Here is a 16582-nt window from a genome sequence, read left to right on the forward strand (position 1 = left end):
TCTTGACTGAAAAGATTACTCTTGATACTATTAACGGGCTTAGGCCGTATACTTAGGAAACAAGAAGAATTGATTCGATGTTTATTCGCTTACTGAAATTCAAAACCTCGTTCAGCGGTTATTTTCTTTTATTCGTTCTATTCTTGTTTTTCATCTCTCCAAAAATTCTTCATTCCACTCCGGAATCCGAAACCTGCGAGTTCGATCAAATAGAATTGGCTCTGGATTCGGACGTATCGAACGAGGTTCCGAAAAAACCTAAAAAGAATCTCGATTTTTCACCGAAAGAAACTTCGTTTTTGGAATTGGGTTTTATCAAAGAATCGGTTTGGATTCGATTCAACATCAAACAATATCCTAGGTCCAGATGTTTCGTAAGAATTCCTCAAGTGACGCTGGACGGAGCGGCGCTTTTTACGAATTCGTCCGTTCAAATTTCCGGAGATCGTTTTCAATACGCGGAAAGGTCCGTGGACGATTATTATCCCGTTTTTCATTTGGAACCTTTGGAGGTTCAAAATGACGACGGTAAATATTATCTCTGGATCAAAACGTCTTCCATCATCAACTTCCCGATTCTTTTGGAATCCGGTTTGGAATATCAAAAGGGAAATTATTATAGAAACCTTTTGATCCTTTTTTCTCTCGTACTAAGTTTGTTCGTCGTTTTGTTGACCGGTTTCGTCTATCGTCAAACTCTCGACCCGATCTATTTGAACATCGTCGGGTTTCTCGTGTTCCTAACGTTGGAAGGTTGGGCTTGTTTTGCAAACGGTTATAAATATCTATGGCCCAACGCGCCTGAATTTCAAAATATAACTCCCCCGCTTTTTGCCTTTCTGGCCCTCGCTTGTTCCGCTCACTTCATGGTTCAATTTCTTTCCCCTTCTTCGCTCCATAAAATTTTTCGATCTCTTTTATCAGGAAGCGCGATCTCAATCGTATTTTTAGCGATCTTTTCCTCTTTCATTGCAAATCGCCCGATGGTCGTAAAAACCTTTTCATGGACCTTCGTATGTGTTTCCACACTAATCACAATCGCGACGTTCTCGGTGATTCGGAGTTTTGCGCCCGCTCGAAAAATCGCCCTTTGTATGATTACGATCGTCGGAAGCGTGTTAATTACGATTTTATACTATTTAGATTTTATAAAGTATCACGAATACTTCATTCATGCCTACGCATTGTCCATTCCTTCGATTTATATCATAGTGATGATAAGCCTTAGCGATCGCGAAAAATTCGTAAAAAGAAAATTTTTGAGCCGTGCTTACGATATCCGGCAGATGCAGGAAAAACTAAAGGCTCCCGTTCGACTATCCAACGCGGAGTTTCAAAACAAAACTCCTTCGCTTCAATTCAGTTTGGACCATCTATTGAAAGTCGAAAGAATCTTCAAAAATCCCGAATTGAGTAAGGAAGATCTGGCCGAAATTCTCAAAATCACACCTCTCGATTTGGACCGATTCATTCGGGAATTTTCGAAAACTCCATCCTTTGAAAGTTACGTCAACGAGTACAGAGTGGAAGAAGCGAAACACCTTTTGAAAACCAGAACCGATTTGAAACAATCGGAAATCGCACACAGAGCGGGTTTTATTTCCGGTAGAGAAATGGAAAAATCCTTTAAAACTTTAACGGGAATGACGCCTTCCGAATACAAATTGATGCTCTTTCCCGAATCCATATAAGATAAGAATGCGATTTTTATTCGTTTTCATCTGTTTCGTTCTCATAAACCCGTTTCGGTCGGAAACGAAAGGTTTGGAAGAATCCGGATTTATTTCCTTTCAAGAAGCGCCCTTCGTTTTACATACGGAAGATTTAGATTCCTTACATCGAGCCTTAAAAGAATCCGAATCGTATTACAAAAGACTTCCCTCGGATTGGAGCGTGAAAATTCGAAATATTTCATATAATAAAAATGAAATGTTACATTCCTTAAAATATTTCGAAACGATTCTCCGGGAAAAAAACTGGGAATCGAGAAATATCAAATTTCAAAATTCGTTCCTTATCCTTGAAACGGCGGACGCCGTTCGGGGAAAGATCACGGCATATTATGAAGTTTTAATAGAAGGAAAGTTTCGTCCGGAAGGAGAATTCATTCATCCGATTTTGGAAAAACCCTCCGACTTGATCGTAAAAAAAGAAGGAAATCGAAAATCGGTCGGAAAAATCGTAAACGGAACTTTTGTTCCTTACGAAACGAGGATGGAGTTGTCGGACCCTTCCGTCCGATGGAACAAATCAAAAACGATCGTATTCGTAAAAATCACGGATTTACATCTCGCCCAGTTGGAAGGTTCGGCTCTCGTAAAAACGCCCGATCAAGATCCGTTCCGTATCACTTATTCTTCCGATAACGGAAAAGAATATCTAAGCCCCGCAGAATCCTTAAAAGGAATCTGCAAGAGTTTAATTCCATCCGATCTAAGAGATTGTATTCTGGAATTTCCGAAAGAAGTCGAGGCCGCGATTTTCAAAAACCCGAGATATGTCTTTTTTAAAAGAGAACCCACCGCGCCTCGTGGAAGCGGCGGAATCGAGTTGATTCCTAAAAGATCCGTAGCCATGGACCCGAACATTCCTTTAGGGATTCCGGCCTTGATCTCTTTTGAATCCGGGGTTTTATCCGAAAAAAACCGAATCGTATTCGTTCACGATCGAGGATCTCAAATTATGGGACACGGTCGTTTGGATTATTTTTTAGGAACGGGTAAAACGGCGGAAGAGAAAGCCGGAAGGATTCAAACCAAAGGAAAAATTCTTTTGATTTTACCGAAGAAATAAACCGCTCCGGAATACATTCCGAATCGATTCGATCAAAAGGGATGTTTTTTATCGCAATCCGCTTCGCAAGTCGCTTTGGATCCCACACAAAGCAGAGGATTGAACAAAGTACTCAAAAAAGAATTCGAAGAGTTAGCGCTTGTCGTAGAACCGCTCGAATTTTTTGAACCGCTTTCCAACAACGAAGAAATCAATAAAGAAGCAGCAAAACAATCCGAATCGGCCGACTTACAATAATTGTCCTCGTAACATTTCTGGCGCGGGGAAACTTCGGAACACCGGGATACAAATAACGTTAAAGCTACAACTAACGCAACGACATGGATTTTTTTCATAAGAACCTCACAGTTTGTCCTTTTGATAAATTAAAATCAAGCGCCTGTTCCAAAACCGTCCGATTTTATAGAAATCGCCGCAAACCTCTGCGATTGTCTTAAGTTTTGGGAACTCCGCAAAACAAACATATAAATTTGAGATTTTTACGCAATCAAATTATCACTTAGTCAAGTCGAGTTTTCGATTTTATCTTTTGAAAGAACATTATAAAAAGATAATTTTTTAATTCGTTTTACTACGTTATTTGTCCTAAATCCAAAATCGCCCGGATAGAACCGTTTTTTAGCCCCGGTCGCAAACGATCCATAAATCAGAGTCGTTTTAAAAAAAGAACGAATCAAAATCCACGCTTAAAAACGAGCTTAAATTCGATTTAAAGACCGAAAATTTTTCCCAAAAATCCATTTGTCCCAATACGGAACTAGTAAAAATTGGTATCTGGAAAGCTTTATGTCCCAAGATAAAAAAACACCACTTTACGAAACCCATCGCGCACTCGGCGCTAAAATGATTCCGTTCGGGGGCTGGGACATGCCCGTTCAATATTCCGGGATTATCGCGGAACACAACGCGACCCGAGAAGCGGCCGGGCTCTTTGACGTTTCTCACATGGGAGAAATTTTCGTTACCGGCGACCCGAAAGCCATTCTTGATTTTTTAGAATCTCTGACTTGCAACTCGGTCGCTTCTCTTTCCGATTTTCAAGTTCAGTACAACGCGGTTTTAAATGAAAACGGCGGGCTTGTGGACGACGTGACGATCTACAAATTCTCCCCGGAAAAATATATGATCTGCTCCAACGCTTCCAACTACGAAGCGGTGACGGCACACTTACTCAAACACCTTCCGAAATCCGACGTCCGTGTGGAAGATCAAAGTTTGAACTGGCATCAAATCGCTTTGCAAGGTCCGAAAGCAAACGAGATTTTTTCGAAATTCTTAGGCAAAGAGTTGGATTCGATTCAATATTACCATTTCGTAATTTTGGAATATCAAGGAGAGGAGATCCTCGTTTCCAGAACGGGATACACGGGCGAAGACGGTTTTGAAATTTATTCCTCCATTCCTCTCGGATTAAAACTTTGGAACGAACTTTTAGTTTCCGGAAAACCGTACGGACTTCTTCCTTGCGGACTCGGCGCCAGAGACACTCTGAGGATCGAAGCCAAATATCCTCTTTACGGACACGAACTCAACGATCGATGGACTCCCGTCGAATCGGGAATCGGTTGGATCGTTAAGGAAAAGAAGAATTCTTATTTTTCATCCGAGAAAATTCTTTCCCAAAAGAAAAACGGAGTCGCGTCCAAAATCGTCTCGTTCGCATTAACGGAAGCGGGAGTTCCGAGAGAAAACTTTCGAGTTCTGGATTCTCAAGGTAATGAAATCGGTAAAACGACTTCGGGAACATTCTCCCCTTCTTTAAAAAAAGGAATCGGTTTGGCTCTGATCAAAACCGAAAAAATCAAAGACGGAGAATCGATTCAGATTGAAATCCGAGAACAACCCAAACAAGCTATTATAACGACAAAACCTTTTATTCCAGGCAGTATCAGAAAAAACTAAATTAGGAAAAACGAATTATGGCAGAAACACAAGCACCCGCAGGTTATCTTTTTTCGGAAAAACACGAATGGGTTAAAGTGGAAGGAGACACGGCTCTTATCGGAATTTCGGACTTCGCTCAGTCCGCTCTCGGAGATATCGTATTTGTGGATCTTCCGAAAGCGGGAAAAACGATCAAACAATTTGAAACTTTCGGGACGATCGAATCGGTTAAGGCCGCGGAAGATTTATACGCGCCGATCGGCGGAGAAGTCGTCGAATCCAATCCGGCTCTTTCCAAAAATCCGGGCGACGTTAACGCCAAACCGTTCGATTCCTGGATGATCAAAGTGAAAGGTTTTTCCCCTTCCGAATTGGAAAAACTTTTAAGTCCGGAAAAATACAAAACGCTCGTCGCCGGACTTGAATAACAGTAAAGTCTAATATAGAGAATTTAGAAGCAGGTGAACATGAACTCCACTCTCCAGAACCAGACCAAAACAAATCTTGCAAAAGCGGGCCCAGATCCTTTGGATACTTTTCCCAGAAGACATATCGGGCCGAACCAACAACAAACCGCCGAAATGCTGAAAGAGTTGGGACTTTCTTCTTTGGAAGAATTGATTGCAAAAGCGGTTCCCGCCGGAATTCGTCTGAAAAAGAATCCGGATTTACCGAAACCTTCCACCGAACATAAGATTCTTCAGGACCTCAAGTTCATCGCTTCTCAAAATCAAGTTTTTCGTTCCTACATCGGAGCGGGTTATAACTCCTGCATCATCCCGGGAGTGATTCAAAGAAACATCTTGGAAAATCCGGGTTGGTACACGGCTTATACTCCGTATCAAGCCGAGATTTCTCAAGGTCGCCTCGAAGCGCTTTTAAACTTTCAGACGATGATTATCGATCTGACCGGATTAGAAATTTCGAATGCTTCTCTTCTCGACGAAGCAACCGCCGCTGCGGAAGCGATGTTCCTCGCTTATTCCGTTCGTAAGAACGAAACCGCTAAAAAATTCTTCGTGTCGGAACTCTGTCATCCTCAAACGATCGACGTTGTCGTTACAAGAGCCAATCCGCTCGGGATCGAGGTTCAAATCGGAAGCCACGAAACCGTAGAACTCAACGAAGACTTCTTCGGAGTACTGCTCCAGTATCCGGCGACCGACGGAAAAATCATCGACTATACTTCTTTTATCCAAAGAGCGCATAACGTAGGATCGGTCGCAATCGTCGCCGCCGATCTTCTAGCGCTGACTCTTCTCAAATCCCCGGGAGAAATGGGGGCCGATATCGCCGTCGGTTCCTCTCAGAGATTCGGACTTCCTCTCGGATTCGGCGGACCACACGCGGGTTACTTTGCGACCAAGGACGAATTCAAACGCAGTATGCCGGGCAGACTCATCGGAGTTTCCAAGGATTCTCAAGGAAATCCGGGGCTCAGACTTTCTCTTCAAACCAGAGAACAACACATTCGCAGGGATAAGGCTACGAGCAATATCTGCACGGCTCAGGTTTTACTCGCGGTGATTTCTTCGATGTATGCGGTTTATCACGGACCGGAAGGACTCAAAGACATCGCGATTCGAGTTCACAAGTTCACTTCCATTCTCGCAAACGCCTTGAAGTCGGCGGGTTTTGCGATTTCAAACGATTCTTTTTTTGATACGATTACGATTCAGGCCGGGAATAAATCCAAAGAGATTTTGCAAAAAGCAAATTCTAAAAAGATCAATCTGAGGGAATACAAAGACGGTAGAATCGGAATCGCGTTAGACGAAACCGTCAATGTCGAAGACCTCAAGGATCTGTTCGACATTTTCGATGTGAAGAATGTAGACATAGAAAAACTTTTTGCAAACTCTCCGAACGTTTCCGATTCTTTCCAAAGAAATACTTCTTACCTCGCTCATCCGGTATTCCAGTCTCACCATACCGAAACGAAAATGCTTCGTTATATTCGTAAATTGGAATCCAGAGACCTTTCCCTCACGACATCAATGATCCCCCTCGGTTCCTGTACGATGAAACTCAATGCGACCACGGAAATGTATCCCGTTACTTGGCCCGAATTCGGCGCGATTCATCCGTTTGCACCCGCGGATCAAACGAAAGGATACAAAATCATCTTTGAACAATTGGAAAGATGGCTCTGCGAAATTACGGGTTTTGCGGGAGTTTCCTTACAACCGAACGCCGGTTCCCAAGGAGAATACGCCGGTCTTTTGGCGATTCGTAGATTTCACGAAAGTAGGAACCAATCTCATAGAAACGTTTGTTTGATTCCGATCTCGGCTCATGGAACCAATCCTGCAAGCGCTGCAATGGCCGGTTTTAAAGTTGTGGTCGTCTCCTGCGATGTAAATGGAAACGTAGATCTGGACGATTTAAAAATCAAAGCGGAAGAACACAAGGATGATCTCGCCGCTTTGATGATCACCTATCCTTCCACTCACGGAGTTTTTGAAGAATCCGTAAAAGAAATCTGCGCTATCGTTCATTCTCGCGGCGGTCAGGTTTATATGGACGGCGCGAATATGAACGCGCAAGTCGGATTAACAAGTCCGGGAGAAATCGGCGCCGACGTTTGCCATCTCAATCTACATAAGACTTTTTGCATACCTCACGGAGGCGGAGGTCCGGGTGTGGGCCCGATCGGAGTCGCAAAACACCTCGTTCCGTTTTTACCGGGTCACGTGTTGGTGGACAATACAACCGGTAACGAACACGGAGCGGTTTCCGCGGCTCCTTGGGGAAGCGCGAGTATCGTTTTGATTTCTTGGATTTATATCGCGCTCATGGGTGCGGAAGGATTAACAAACGCCACTCAAACTTCCATCTTAAACGCAAACTACATTGCGAAACGTTTGGAAAAAGTTTATCCGGTTCTTTACAAGGGGAAAAACGGTTTTGTAGCGCACGAATGTATTTTAGACGTAAGACCTTTTAAAAAATCCGCGGGGATCGAAGTGGAAGACGTAGCAAAAAGATTGATCGATTACGGATTCCACGCGCCTACGATGTCTTTTCCGGTTCCGGGAACGCTTATGATCGAACCGACCGAATCCGAATCCAAAGAAGAATTGGATCGATTCTGCGAAGCGATGCTTCTCATTCACCGGGAGATCATCGACGTTGAAAACGGAACGTTAGACAAAACCGATAACCCTCTGAAAAATTCTCCGCACACCGCGGCTATGACGACTTCGGATCGTTGGGATCATCTTTATTCAAGGGAGCGCGCGTCTTATCCCGCTTCCTGGTTGAAAGATCATAAATTTTGGCCTTACGTGGGAAGGGTGGATAACGTGTACGGAGATCGTAACTTGGTTTGTTCCTGTTTGCCGATAGAAAGTTATCAGTGATTCTTGATCCGGACTCAACATGACTTTTAAGAGCCAAACAATTTATTTTTCCGGATCAGCTTATGATTCAAAAAATCGCCAATCCTTTCCCGACGTTCCAACGGATCTGATTTTATATTTAAAAACTTGCAAAAATAATAATATCATTTGGAGCCTAGGCGATACGGATAACAGTCCGGATACTGTTTTGTTAAGAAAAATCGAACAACTAAAGTGGATCAACCTTCTCGTTTCCCCCTTCAATGACGAAATGGACGTTGCGGAAATCATTCATAAAATAGATCCAAACGAAGAAAAAGAGGGATATTATGAATTGCTTGCATTAGATATCCTTTTGGCATCAACAAGCTATGAGCCCGATGGAATATTGGTTTGGTTACCCGAATTGAATACTTATGGTTCTTGGGACATGAGCCATTATGAATTGACGGTTTTTCCAGGACATAACTGGAGCGATATAATTGCCTCTCCTAAGCAATTTTTAGAATCACAATGGTTGAGCGAAAGCGAACGTCCCAAAGAAATCAACACGGGAAATGTATTTTTTTATTTCGATCTTTGGGAAAAATGTATATTTAAGAATTCGCATTAAAACGATTTGCTATACAGAAAAGCTACTACGCGATGAAGTTCGAATCATCTGAAACAAAGCTTACCATTCATACTCGAATTATTTTTTTGTAATCGTCCTTTTTTGTGTCGTGTTCACTTTTTGACAATTTCAAGTATTTTTCATTTTCAACGAAAGATTTTCCCTTGAGCTTGTTGTATCTCACATGAAGTCACTTAGAATCAATCCACGACTGATCCTTCTCTTTTTTCTTTTCAACTGTAAAAATTCAAACGAAGACTCAGCTTTACTTTTAGCGGCAGCTTCCGTTGCGATCGCGCAACAAATGGAGATTCAAAGTTAATCTCAGGCCCCGTGTTAATCGATCAAGAAGCGGAACTTACAAACTATAAATTTAAAATCTATAATCCGACCCAAAAATTCGTTTTGGAAGCTTACTTTTCAAAACCTGCGGGAATGGGACGGTTTCCGTTGATCGTTATGATGCACGGTTGTGCGGGAGCACATTCAAATAGCGACACAACCAAAGGTGTTTCTTCGCTCTATACGGAATGGGCCGATCGAGGAAAGGATTTGGGTTACGCTACTCTCCTAATCGATAGTTTTACCTCAAGAAACGCTCCTCAAAATCAATGTAGTAACGGAGCCAACGTCGGAACTTCGGAAGTAACCGACAGACCGACCGACGCCTACGCGGCGTTAGACTATGTAAAAAGATCCAAGATCGTCAACAACGATCGAATCGTTTTACTCGGATGGTCTCACGGAGGAAGCAGCGTGTTCTCCACGGTCGATACGAATTCCACTTCGCAATATCGTTCCGAAAATCAAAGGCCGTTTAAGGCCGTAATTTCCTTCTATCCCGGTTGTGGATTGAATAACGCATTCGGGGGAATTTCCACAAGTACTTATCTGCCTTACACGCATATTAAGATTCTCGCGGCGGGCGCGGACCCGCTTTATACTGGCGGATATTGTAATACAAGAATCTCAAGAGCACAAACATTAGGCGCAAGCGCAGCGACCAACAACTCGATCGCAATGACCGTTTATCCGAACACACATCATAGCTTTGACGAGGCCAAGGTGGTATCGTCCAAATTCGACGCAAACGACGTGGCGGCAAAACCGAACGCGGATCAAGAAGCGGTTAACTTCTTTCAATTGTACAATCCTTGAGGTTTCTGGAGATTAGTTGTCATACGGAAAAACGGGAACCGCCGGACAAACTTATACGAAAACGGTAATGTATCATTTCTTAATAAAGAATTGAATTCTAATATACGATATCGATTCTATTCCATATGGAGAAAAAAGATTACAGCGACGAGGTCCGTTTGCATCGATCGAAGATCATTCGGTTTTTACTCTTTATCGCCGGCTCCGTTTCTTTGGCTTTGGGGATTATCGGAATTTTCACGCCGATTCTTCCCACCACGCCGTTTCTGCTTTTATCAGCAGCCTGTTACGCAAGGGCTTCTCATCGATTTTACAACTGGCTCATGAACAATCGATACTTCGGCTCTTACATTCGCGACTGGAGAATTCACAAAATGATTCCTCTGAGAGCCAAGATCATAGCGATTTCCATGATTTTTGTGACGATCGGAACGAGCGTGTTCTTTTTTATTCCGATTTTAGCGGTGAAGTTTCTCGTTTGTCTGATCGGAATTCTCGTCGTGATCTATTTGATACGGATTCCTACAAAACGGAAGAATTGAAATCAAGGAACGCGTCTAACGTTTCGACAAAATTCCGGATCAGAGGCGTATGTATTTTTAATTTGAAATCATTGATTTCCAAAATCTCGCAATGATTTTGTAATTTTGGATCGAATTATTTTTATAATGTTTCATCACTCTACTCTATTGTTGCGTTATGTTTTTTATAAATCTTTTAAAAAAAATCGCCTGATCGTAGGAATCAAATCTCTCCATAAATATATCTTTATTTTCTAAATCTTTCGCCCAAAGTTCGTTCCCGAAAAACGTAGGATTTTCTTTTATAGAATAGTCTTTAAAAGACGTCAGTTCCAATTTTTTGATCGGCCGCCGCCGGATCGGGGAATTGTAAATGATACAGGAAGCGCGATTCAACTTGATAACGGTTTGATTGAACGAAATCAAAACAATACCCGTTATTCCGAATAGAAAAAAAAGCATAACGATAATTTCTAAGATCGTAGGGTTCCTATTTTGATATAAAAATAAACTTTCATAACCGGTATAAAAAAATATATAACCTATCGATACATATATAGGGATAGATAACATAATCAACATAAGATACGACATCCAACGAATGGTGAATGTATGAAAAAATCCGTCGTCCTTATATTCCGTTTTACTCGGAAGAGTTTCGATTTGTTCTCTTTCGCCCGTTGTATCGGTTTGAGCTGATTTAATCATTTCTCTCAAATTTTTTTTAAATTCTTTTTGAATCGATTCAGAAGACGTTTCTTCCAAACCTTTATCGGTGATTCCCAAATATAAAAAACGTATCGAAATTGAAAGAAGCAATAGTATAGATTATAAATTCCGATTGAATAATAGATCGAAAAGAAAAACAAAATAATCGCTATGGAAAAATCCTTTGCTTTTCTTTTTTCCATAAAAAACGAGAGAAGTTTGGAAAAAATAGAAATAAATCCGACACAAACGACGAGATAGGCAAACCAAAACGGAATGTTACGAAATCCTAATCTTTAGTCAGGAGGAAAAGAAAAGATATACCATGTATAAGTAAAAAATAATATTGCAAAAGCATGTCTGCGATCAGGATTTTTCTATCGAATTTTTGCAAAAAATCTTCGGAAAATGTTTCAAGTTTCTACCTGCTCTATAAGTATTGTTTAAAATACGAGATCGCCAAAATAACTTCGTTGTATTAGGCGTTCAATCGAAAAAGATTTGTCGGGCGCGGCGCTCAGTATGGCGAACGGGAAGGAAACATGTGGAAAACTTTGGAATCGTTTTCTTTCAAAAGTTCGGCGATATCCAAAGCCTCTTGAACCTTTCTTCGTTTATCCGGTTCCTCCTGAAGCCATGACGTCACAAACGTTTCCAATCTTTTATAATCTTTGATGAAGGAAAGAGAACGAATGTATTCGATTTTGTCTTCTTCATCGGCGATTTTCAATTGAACCACAGCTTGATAGGTCGCCGCCGCCGCGCGATAGTTTCCGGTATTGTAATACGCGTGAGCTAAGAATCGTTTCTCCTGAAAAGGGAGTTCCCCGTATTGAGCGTAAATCTTAATCGCCTTTCTGTAATTCTGATGAATGTCCATTACAAGTCTTGCATGGATCAACATATATTCCCGAGAAACAAATCCTTCCTTAACGAAGTCCACACACTGAGAATAAGCGTCCGCTTTGTTGCCCAAAAGAAAATTGGATTTTAAAAGAAGAAGTTTAGCGGCCCTAAAATTCGGTTTGAGCTCAATCGCTCTTTCCGCTTCCGCTTTGGCTCTAAGATAATTTCCGGTCTCAAAGTAAGCGAGCGCCAAATTGATTCTATAAAACGGATTGTAATTGGAAAGCTCCACCGCTTTCTGAAAGTATTCCAGGGACCTCGCCCATTTGTTTCTTTGAACAAAAACCATTCCCAACAAATAGTAAGAAGGGTCGTGACCCGGATGAATCTGAATCGCCTTCAAAAGAGAAGTTTTCGCCTGAGGATATCTGCCTTGCGCGTAAAGATAAGAACCTTTCAGATAATGATATTCAACCGAATTCCCATCCAATCTTTTGATTTTATCGATGTTAACGGAAGCTTTGGAAAGATTGTTGGCGCGGATGAGATTTACGGTCTCCGTGTTCAAAGCGGCGATTTGAACCCTACGTCGAGCGGCCTCGGTCGGGCTTAAAGGAACGTTATCTTGATTGGAGGCGGAATTGTCGGGAAAACTTTCGTCTTCGTCGTTTGCAAAAAGAACACACGAAAAAAAGAACAACAATAGGAGTAAATGAAAGATACGTTTCATACGTTCCTTTTATCCGAACCGAATCACTCAGGAAAAAATGAAAGTGTTATACGAATTAGTTTTTTTCAAAATACTCTACACCGTGGGTTTTTTTATTAAGAAGTCGTAATTCTTTTTCGTTCACGTTTAGGATTTTATACTCCAACTCAAACGCAAGATCGGCCAGATTGAAATGGATATCGTCTCCTTGCATTTTATACGTAAGATGAAAAGTGTCGTACTTTGCAAGACCCTGCGGAAAAATTTGGAGACGGTTTCTTTTTTCCTTATTTATATCGGCGCATTCCCCTTTTTCGGAACATTCTTTGACCTTTGCCCAATTTCCCAAAATCAACTCTTCTTTTTTTTTACAAGCGGCGAATAGGAACAGAATCAAAGAAGAAATGAGGACGATTTTTTTCATAGATTCAAACATAGAGATCCGGCTCTTGTTGTCCAATGAAAATCGTTTCGAACAAAACGAAGAACTCCGTAAGATAAAAAGAATTCGCAAGAATCTGACACGGCGACCCGTAGAAAATTGTGATACTGAGTTCCTCAACTTGGCATTCGATAAAGTAAAAACTCAGCGAGTTGCCCTCTGCATTCAATGAATTGCTTTCTAAGGATTGCAATTCGGGGGAATTACTGAGCGTCCAAATATTCTTTTAAGTTTAGAATCTCGAACGTATTGAGAAGATCGGGATGAATCGCGCTGATCGTACAGGAAATACCTTGCGAACGGGCATTCTTTAAGAACCAGACTAAAGAACTGATGGCAACGGAATTCATCATAGGAATACCACCCAGATTGAGAACGATATTTTTCGGTTTTTTAGCGACTGCGTCCATGAGCACCGTCCTGAACGCATAATAATCGTTAAAGAGGGTCGCAAGATCCGGAGTGATTTCGATTGTTTCGGGTGTTTCCGACATGAAAATTCATTTCAAAGTTTTCCGTATATTTTTGTAAGTTCGGAAAAAAACTTTTTCACTCAAAAAATCTCTCCTGGAAATCGCAAATTCAACCGATTTTTTGGAGGGGAGAAAAATAATGTTTGAGAAAACCCATTTTATGAAAACCCAGGATCTGCTGGAAAGAGGAATGAATAACTCTATTTTCAAAAGAAAAGTGATTTCGGACAATATCGCGAACGCGGACGTTCCTCATTTCAAAAGATCCGAGGTAATCTTCGAATCGATGATAAAAAGAGCGATCGAATCCGAAAAAATCGAAGCAATCAAAGAGGCTCCGACCCAAATCTCGGACGAACGCCACATTCAATTCTTCAAACCCTTGGATTATCGAGAAGTTCAACCGAAAGCAAACATCGACTACCTAACGACGATGAGAGCGGACGGAAATAACGTAGATGTGGAAAAGGAAGTTGTGGAAGCCTCCAATTCTCAAATGCAATACATGATGATGTCCGAAAGAATCAATCAAAACTACAGGGACATCAAACAGGTCATGAGAATGGCTTAAAAATTCGGATTTAATCTTCTTGAATTTATTTTAATGAGACATACTTTTACACTTTAGGAAGTAGACATGGGACTTTTTTCATCGATCAATATTTCCGCAACCGGCTTATCCGCTCAAAGATTGAGAATGGATGTTATCTCCAATAACATAGCAAACTCGACTACAACTCGCAATACGAACGGGGACGGTCCTTTTAGAAGAGACCGAGTCGTGATGACTCCGATCAATCTCCGAACCAGATGGAATAGTCCCGTGTATCCGTTCGGAGTTTCTCCGGGGGAAGGAAAAGGTGTGAAGGTGATGAAGATCGAAAAGGACATGACCCCTCTTCGATTGGTTTACGATCCGACTCACCCGGACTCGATTCAGATCGGTCCCAAAAAAGGATACGTCGAGATGCCTAACGTCAATATCGTAACGGAAATGACGGATATGATTTCGGCGTCCAGATCCTACGAAGCAAACGTACAAATGATCAACGGGTCTAAAGCGATGTTCAACAAGGCTTTGGAAATAGGTAGAGCTTAATCATGGAAATCAATTCTAATTCTTCTCTTTGGTATACGTATAACTCCGGTTACAACGGAGGCAAAGCGCATCCTCTCAGCCCGAAAGGCGATAAGGTAAACGTATCCATTACGGAAGAAAGACATTACAAAGACGTAAAACAACCCGTTTCTCCCGATTACGTCGCGGAAAGTTTTTCGGAAGCCATGAAAAATGCGCTGACTTCGGTGAACGATCTTCAAGTCGACGCGGATGAAATGACTCAGAAAATGGTTTTTGATCCGAACTCGGTGGACGCTCACGAAGTGATGATCGCTTCCGAAAAAGCGAGAGTCGCTCTGACGTTTACAAAGACGATCGCCGACGGTGTCGTCCGCGCTTACAGAGAGCTCACTTCTCTGAGATAAAAACCTAACCGCAAAACGCGGTTGCGGCTTCAGTACGATAACTTTGAGATTTTTTCCAACGTAACATTTAAATTTCGTACGACCGCAAAAATCTTCCTTGATTTCAAAGCATTAGAATTTATTAATATTTTGATCCATCTTAGGCGGCTTCCGCAGTCCGTTTTGAAAAAGGAATTCGGATTTGTTTTTCAATCAAAGAAATCTTTTTGCGATTTTTTCCTTATGTTGCGACCGCAGGCAGCAACATTGAGTTCAAACGAACAACTCACGTTAATTTAGAATGGATTTTTGAAAATTTTACCGGAACTTCTATTTTAGAGAACAAAACAAGCTCGAATCATTTCAAGAATACATTGTCCAATGTGTTCATCAAAGAATCGGCGTTGGCGGCTCCATTGTTTACGATAAGAACGGTCCCGATCTTTTCTTTCGGATAGATACGCATTTCAGAGTGAAATCCGGCTCCTCCTCCTTCCTTAAAGTAGTATTCTTTTTTATTCCGAGACCCAATATGCAAACCTAAGGTCATTTCTACCGGTTTGTTCGCGAGATTTTGTTGTGGTTCAAAAAGTAGTTTTTTTCCGTTCGCTCCGAGAAGTTTGGAATGATCCTTCAACAAATCCTGAAGGATCAAACCGAAAGCATATGCGGAGCCTATCATTCCGCCAAAAGAAGGCCCGTTCATATAATGATCGTTAATTAGCAACCAGCCGTTTTCATACGGGCCTATAAATTTTTTATCGATTAAAAATGATTTCAGAATATCCAAGATCGACCATTTGGGCAAATATCCTTTCGCATGTTTGGACGAATCCCGGATAATAAAATTCGCTTCGTGTTCTTTGAGATTCAATCTTTGAAAAACATTTTTACGCACATAATTTTCAAAGGAAAGTCCCGATACTTTTGCGACGATTCGTCCGAGCAACCAATAGGAAATATTAGAATAACGATATTTTTGTCCCGGTTTAAATTCCAATTCCGGATACGCGGATAAAACGGATTGTAAACTCGATTGTTCGTCGAAAGTTGTGTGCTCTTCTCTAAGATGAACCCATCGCAAAGGGATCGGATTTGGAATTCCGGAAGTTTGGGATAAAAGACGGCGTATCGTCACTTCTTTTCCGTAAGGAATTTCAGGGATATATTGAATCGCCGAATCATCGAGAAATACTTTTCCTTGTTCGACCAATTGAAGAATCGAAATCGCCGTGATCGCCTTTGTCATCGAATAAATCATCATCGTCGTATCATTCGTGATTTGAGTATTTTCCGAAACATTCGAAAGGCCTTCGTTAAACTGAAATATCTCGGAATCGGAAACAACTACGTATTGGATCGCAGGAAACTTATTATTTTCGATTTCCGCTCGTAAATATTCTTTTATTTTTGCCTGTTCGTTCAAGGTTTGATTTTTCATGTTCCACCCGCATTGACAAAGACAGAATAGAATGATCGTGTAAGGAAAAAGAAAAGGACGTTTCATAATTTCAGAGACCGGCGGATAAACGTTAGGAACCCGATCTGCGACAAAAACGGCGGATAAAATGATCGATCGATTTCGTGAAAAATCATTATGCAACGAATATTATAAAACAGGAATATATCG

15 protein-coding genes and 2 pseudogenes are annotated in these 16582 nt (G+C 41.4%); 11 read left to right on the forward strand and 6 right to left on the reverse strand.

Features of this window, described 5'->3' with window-relative positions:
- The first annotated feature begins 77 nt into the window (after window positions 1–77).
- Both LEP1GSC060_RS09355 and LEP1GSC060_RS09360 read left to right on the forward strand, forming a co-directional pair.
- Window positions 78–1691, forward strand: a complete 1614-nt coding sequence (locus LEP1GSC060_RS09355; RefSeq protein WP_003001665.1) for a 7TM diverse intracellular signaling domain-containing protein — start codon at window positions 78–80, stop codon at window positions 1689–1691.
- 7 nt (window positions 1692–1698) lie between these two features.
- Window positions 1699–2793 carry an MltA domain-containing protein gene (locus LEP1GSC060_RS09360; protein WP_003001845.1) on the forward strand — a complete coding sequence of 365 codons (1095 nt, stop codon included), beginning with the start codon at window positions 1699–1701 and terminating at the stop codon, window positions 2791–2793.
- Window positions 2794–2825: 32 nt separating this feature from the next.
- Here LEP1GSC060_RS09360 and LEP1GSC060_RS20320 read toward each other — a convergent pair whose 3' ends face one another.
- On the reverse strand, window positions 2826–3128 hold the full coding sequence (locus tag LEP1GSC060_RS20320) for an LA_0364 family Cys-rich lipoprotein (RefSeq protein WP_036096000.1): 303 nt from the start codon (window positions 3126–3128) through the stop codon (window positions 2826–2828).
- 451 nt (window positions 3129–3579) lie between these two features.
- Between LEP1GSC060_RS20320 and gcvT the strand changes: the two genes are divergently transcribed.
- The 6 genes and pseudogenes from gcvT to LEP1GSC060_RS09395 all read left to right on the forward strand — a co-directional run bounded on the left by gcvT (window position 3580) and on the right by LEP1GSC060_RS09395 (window position 10331).
- Window positions 3580–4695 carry a glycine cleavage system aminomethyltransferase GcvT gene (gcvT, locus tag LEP1GSC060_RS09370; RefSeq protein WP_003001680.1) on the forward strand — a complete coding sequence of 372 codons (1116 nt, stop codon included), beginning with the start codon at window positions 3580–3582 and terminating at the stop codon, window positions 4693–4695.
- Window positions 4696–4712: 17 nt separating this feature from the next.
- Window positions 4713–5105, forward strand: coding sequence for a glycine cleavage system protein GcvH (gene gcvH, locus LEP1GSC060_RS09375; RefSeq protein ID WP_003001839.1), 393 nt, complete (start codon window positions 4713–4715; stop codon window positions 5103–5105).
- A gap of 39 nt (window positions 5106–5144) precedes the next feature.
- Window positions 5145–8039 (forward strand): aminomethyl-transferring glycine dehydrogenase, encoded by a 2895-nt coding sequence (gcvP, locus tag LEP1GSC060_RS09380; RefSeq protein ID WP_003001920.1) that lies wholly within the window; start codon window positions 5145–5147, stop codon window positions 8037–8039.
- Window positions 8040–8448: 409 nt separating this feature from the next.
- On the forward strand, window positions 8449–8631 hold the full coding sequence (locus LEP1GSC060_RS20830) for a hypothetical protein (RefSeq protein ID WP_155119661.1): 183 nt from the start codon (window positions 8449–8451) through the stop codon (window positions 8629–8631).
- Window positions 8632–8815: 184 nt separating this feature from the next.
- Window positions 8816–9789, forward strand: a pseudogene (locus LEP1GSC060_RS09390) (dienelactone hydrolase family protein).
- A gap of 125 nt (window positions 9790–9914) precedes the next feature.
- Window positions 9915–10331 (forward strand): YbaN family protein, encoded by a 417-nt coding sequence (locus LEP1GSC060_RS09395; RefSeq protein WP_003001755.1) that lies wholly within the window; start codon window positions 9915–9917, stop codon window positions 10329–10331.
- A gap of 144 nt (window positions 10332–10475) precedes the next feature.
- Here the strand turns inward: LEP1GSC060_RS09395 and LEP1GSC060_RS09400 are convergent.
- From LEP1GSC060_RS09400 to LEP1GSC060_RS09420, 4 genes and pseudogenes are all read right to left on the reverse strand, one after another.
- Window positions 10476–11365, reverse strand: a pseudogene (locus LEP1GSC060_RS09400) (hypothetical protein).
- Between the two features lie 170 nt (window positions 11366–11535).
- Complete coding sequence (locus LEP1GSC060_RS09405; protein ID WP_003001708.1) at window positions 11536–12594, reverse strand: tetratricopeptide repeat protein; 1059 nt, start codon at window positions 12592–12594, stop codon at window positions 11536–11538.
- 55 nt (window positions 12595–12649) lie between these two features.
- Window positions 12650–12997: an LIC10301 family lipoprotein gene (locus LEP1GSC060_RS09410; RefSeq protein ID WP_155119659.1), complete on the reverse strand. Its 348-nt coding sequence runs from the start codon at window positions 12995–12997 to the stop codon at window positions 12650–12652.
- A gap of 221 nt (window positions 12998–13218) precedes the next feature.
- A complete protein-coding gene (locus LEP1GSC060_RS09420; RefSeq protein ID WP_003001948.1) occupies window positions 13219–13509 on the reverse strand; it encodes an STAS domain-containing protein in 291 nt (96 codons plus the stop codon).
- A 118-nt stretch (window positions 13510–13627) separates the two neighbouring features.
- Between LEP1GSC060_RS09420 and flgB the strand changes: the two genes are divergently transcribed.
- The 3 genes from flgB to fliE all read left to right on the forward strand — a co-directional run bounded on the left by flgB (window position 13628) and on the right by fliE (window position 14973).
- A complete protein-coding gene (gene flgB, locus LEP1GSC060_RS09430; protein WP_036096003.1) occupies window positions 13628–14059 on the forward strand; it encodes a flagellar basal body rod protein FlgB in 432 nt (143 codons plus the stop codon).
- Window positions 14060–14125: 66 nt separating this feature from the next.
- Entirely contained in the window at window positions 14126–14587 is a 462-nt protein-coding gene (flgC, locus tag LEP1GSC060_RS09435; protein ID WP_003001718.1) for a flagellar basal body rod protein FlgC, read from the forward strand.
- Window positions 14588–14589: 2 nt separating this feature from the next.
- Window positions 14590–14973, forward strand: a complete 384-nt coding sequence (fliE, locus tag LEP1GSC060_RS09440) for a flagellar hook-basal body complex protein FliE (RefSeq protein WP_003001858.1) — start codon at window positions 14590–14592, stop codon at window positions 14971–14973.
- Between the two features lie 337 nt (window positions 14974–15310).
- Here the strand turns inward: fliE and LEP1GSC060_RS09450 are convergent, their stop codons facing one another.
- Window positions 15311–16459 carry a serine hydrolase domain-containing protein gene (locus tag LEP1GSC060_RS09450; RefSeq protein WP_036096017.1) on the reverse strand — a complete coding sequence of 383 codons (1149 nt, stop codon included), beginning with the start codon at window positions 16457–16459 and terminating at the stop codon, window positions 15311–15313.
- Between the last annotated feature and the right edge of the window lie 123 nt (window positions 16460–16582).

The organism is Leptospira weilii serovar Ranarum str. ICFT (assembly GCF_000332415.1).
GTDB lineage: Bacteria > Spirochaetota > Leptospiria > Leptospirales > Leptospiraceae > Leptospira > Leptospira weilii_A.

What these genes read in the sequence shown, in the direction of transcription:
- LEP1GSC060_RS09355 (WP_003001665.1), top strand. Translation starts at nt 78, where the DNA reads ATGTTTATTCGCTTACTGAAATTCAAAACCTCGTTCAGCGGTTATTTT.
- LEP1GSC060_RS09360 (WP_003001845.1), top strand. Translation starts at nt 1,699, where the DNA reads ATGCGATTTTTATTCGTTTTCATCTGTTTCGTTCTCATAAACCCGTTT.
- LEP1GSC060_RS20320 (WP_036096000.1), bottom strand. Translation starts at nt 3,128, where the DNA reads ATGAAAAAAATCCATGTCGTTGCGTTAGTTGTAGCTTTAACGTTATTT.
- gcvT (WP_003001680.1), top strand. Translation starts at nt 3,580, where the DNA reads ATGTCCCAAGATAAAAAAACACCACTTTACGAAACCCATCGCGCACTC.
- gcvH (WP_003001839.1), top strand. Translation starts at nt 4,713, where the DNA reads ATGGCAGAAACACAAGCACCCGCAGGTTATCTTTTTTCGGAAAAACAC.
- gcvP (WP_003001920.1), top strand. Translation starts at nt 5,145, where the DNA reads ATGAACTCCACTCTCCAGAACCAGACCAAAACAAATCTTGCAAAAGCG.
- LEP1GSC060_RS20830 (WP_155119661.1), top strand. Translation starts at nt 8,449, where the DNA reads ATGAGCCATTATGAATTGACGGTTTTTCCAGGACATAACTGGAGCGAT.
- LEP1GSC060_RS09395 (WP_003001755.1), top strand. Translation starts at nt 9,915, where the DNA reads ATGGAGAAAAAAGATTACAGCGACGAGGTCCGTTTGCATCGATCGAAG.
- LEP1GSC060_RS09405 (WP_003001708.1), bottom strand. Translation starts at nt 12,594, where the DNA reads ATGAAACGTATCTTTCATTTACTCCTATTGTTGTTCTTTTTTTCGTGT.
- LEP1GSC060_RS09410 (WP_155119659.1), bottom strand. Translation starts at nt 12,997, where the DNA reads ATGAAAAAAATCGTCCTCATTTCTTCTTTGATTCTGTTCCTATTCGCC.
- LEP1GSC060_RS09420 (WP_003001948.1), bottom strand. Translation starts at nt 13,509, where the DNA reads ATGTCGGAAACACCCGAAACAATCGAAATCACTCCGGATCTTGCGACC.
- flgB (WP_036096003.1), top strand. Translation starts at nt 13,628, where the DNA reads ATGTTTGAGAAAACCCATTTTATGAAAACCCAGGATCTGCTGGAAAGA.
- flgC (WP_003001718.1), top strand. Translation starts at nt 14,126, where the DNA reads ATGGGACTTTTTTCATCGATCAATATTTCCGCAACCGGCTTATCCGCT.
- fliE (WP_003001858.1), top strand. Translation starts at nt 14,590, where the DNA reads ATGGAAATCAATTCTAATTCTTCTCTTTGGTATACGTATAACTCCGGT.
- LEP1GSC060_RS09450 (WP_036096017.1), bottom strand. Translation starts at nt 16,459, where the DNA reads ATGAAACGTCCTTTTCTTTTTCCTTACACGATCATTCTATTCTGTCTT.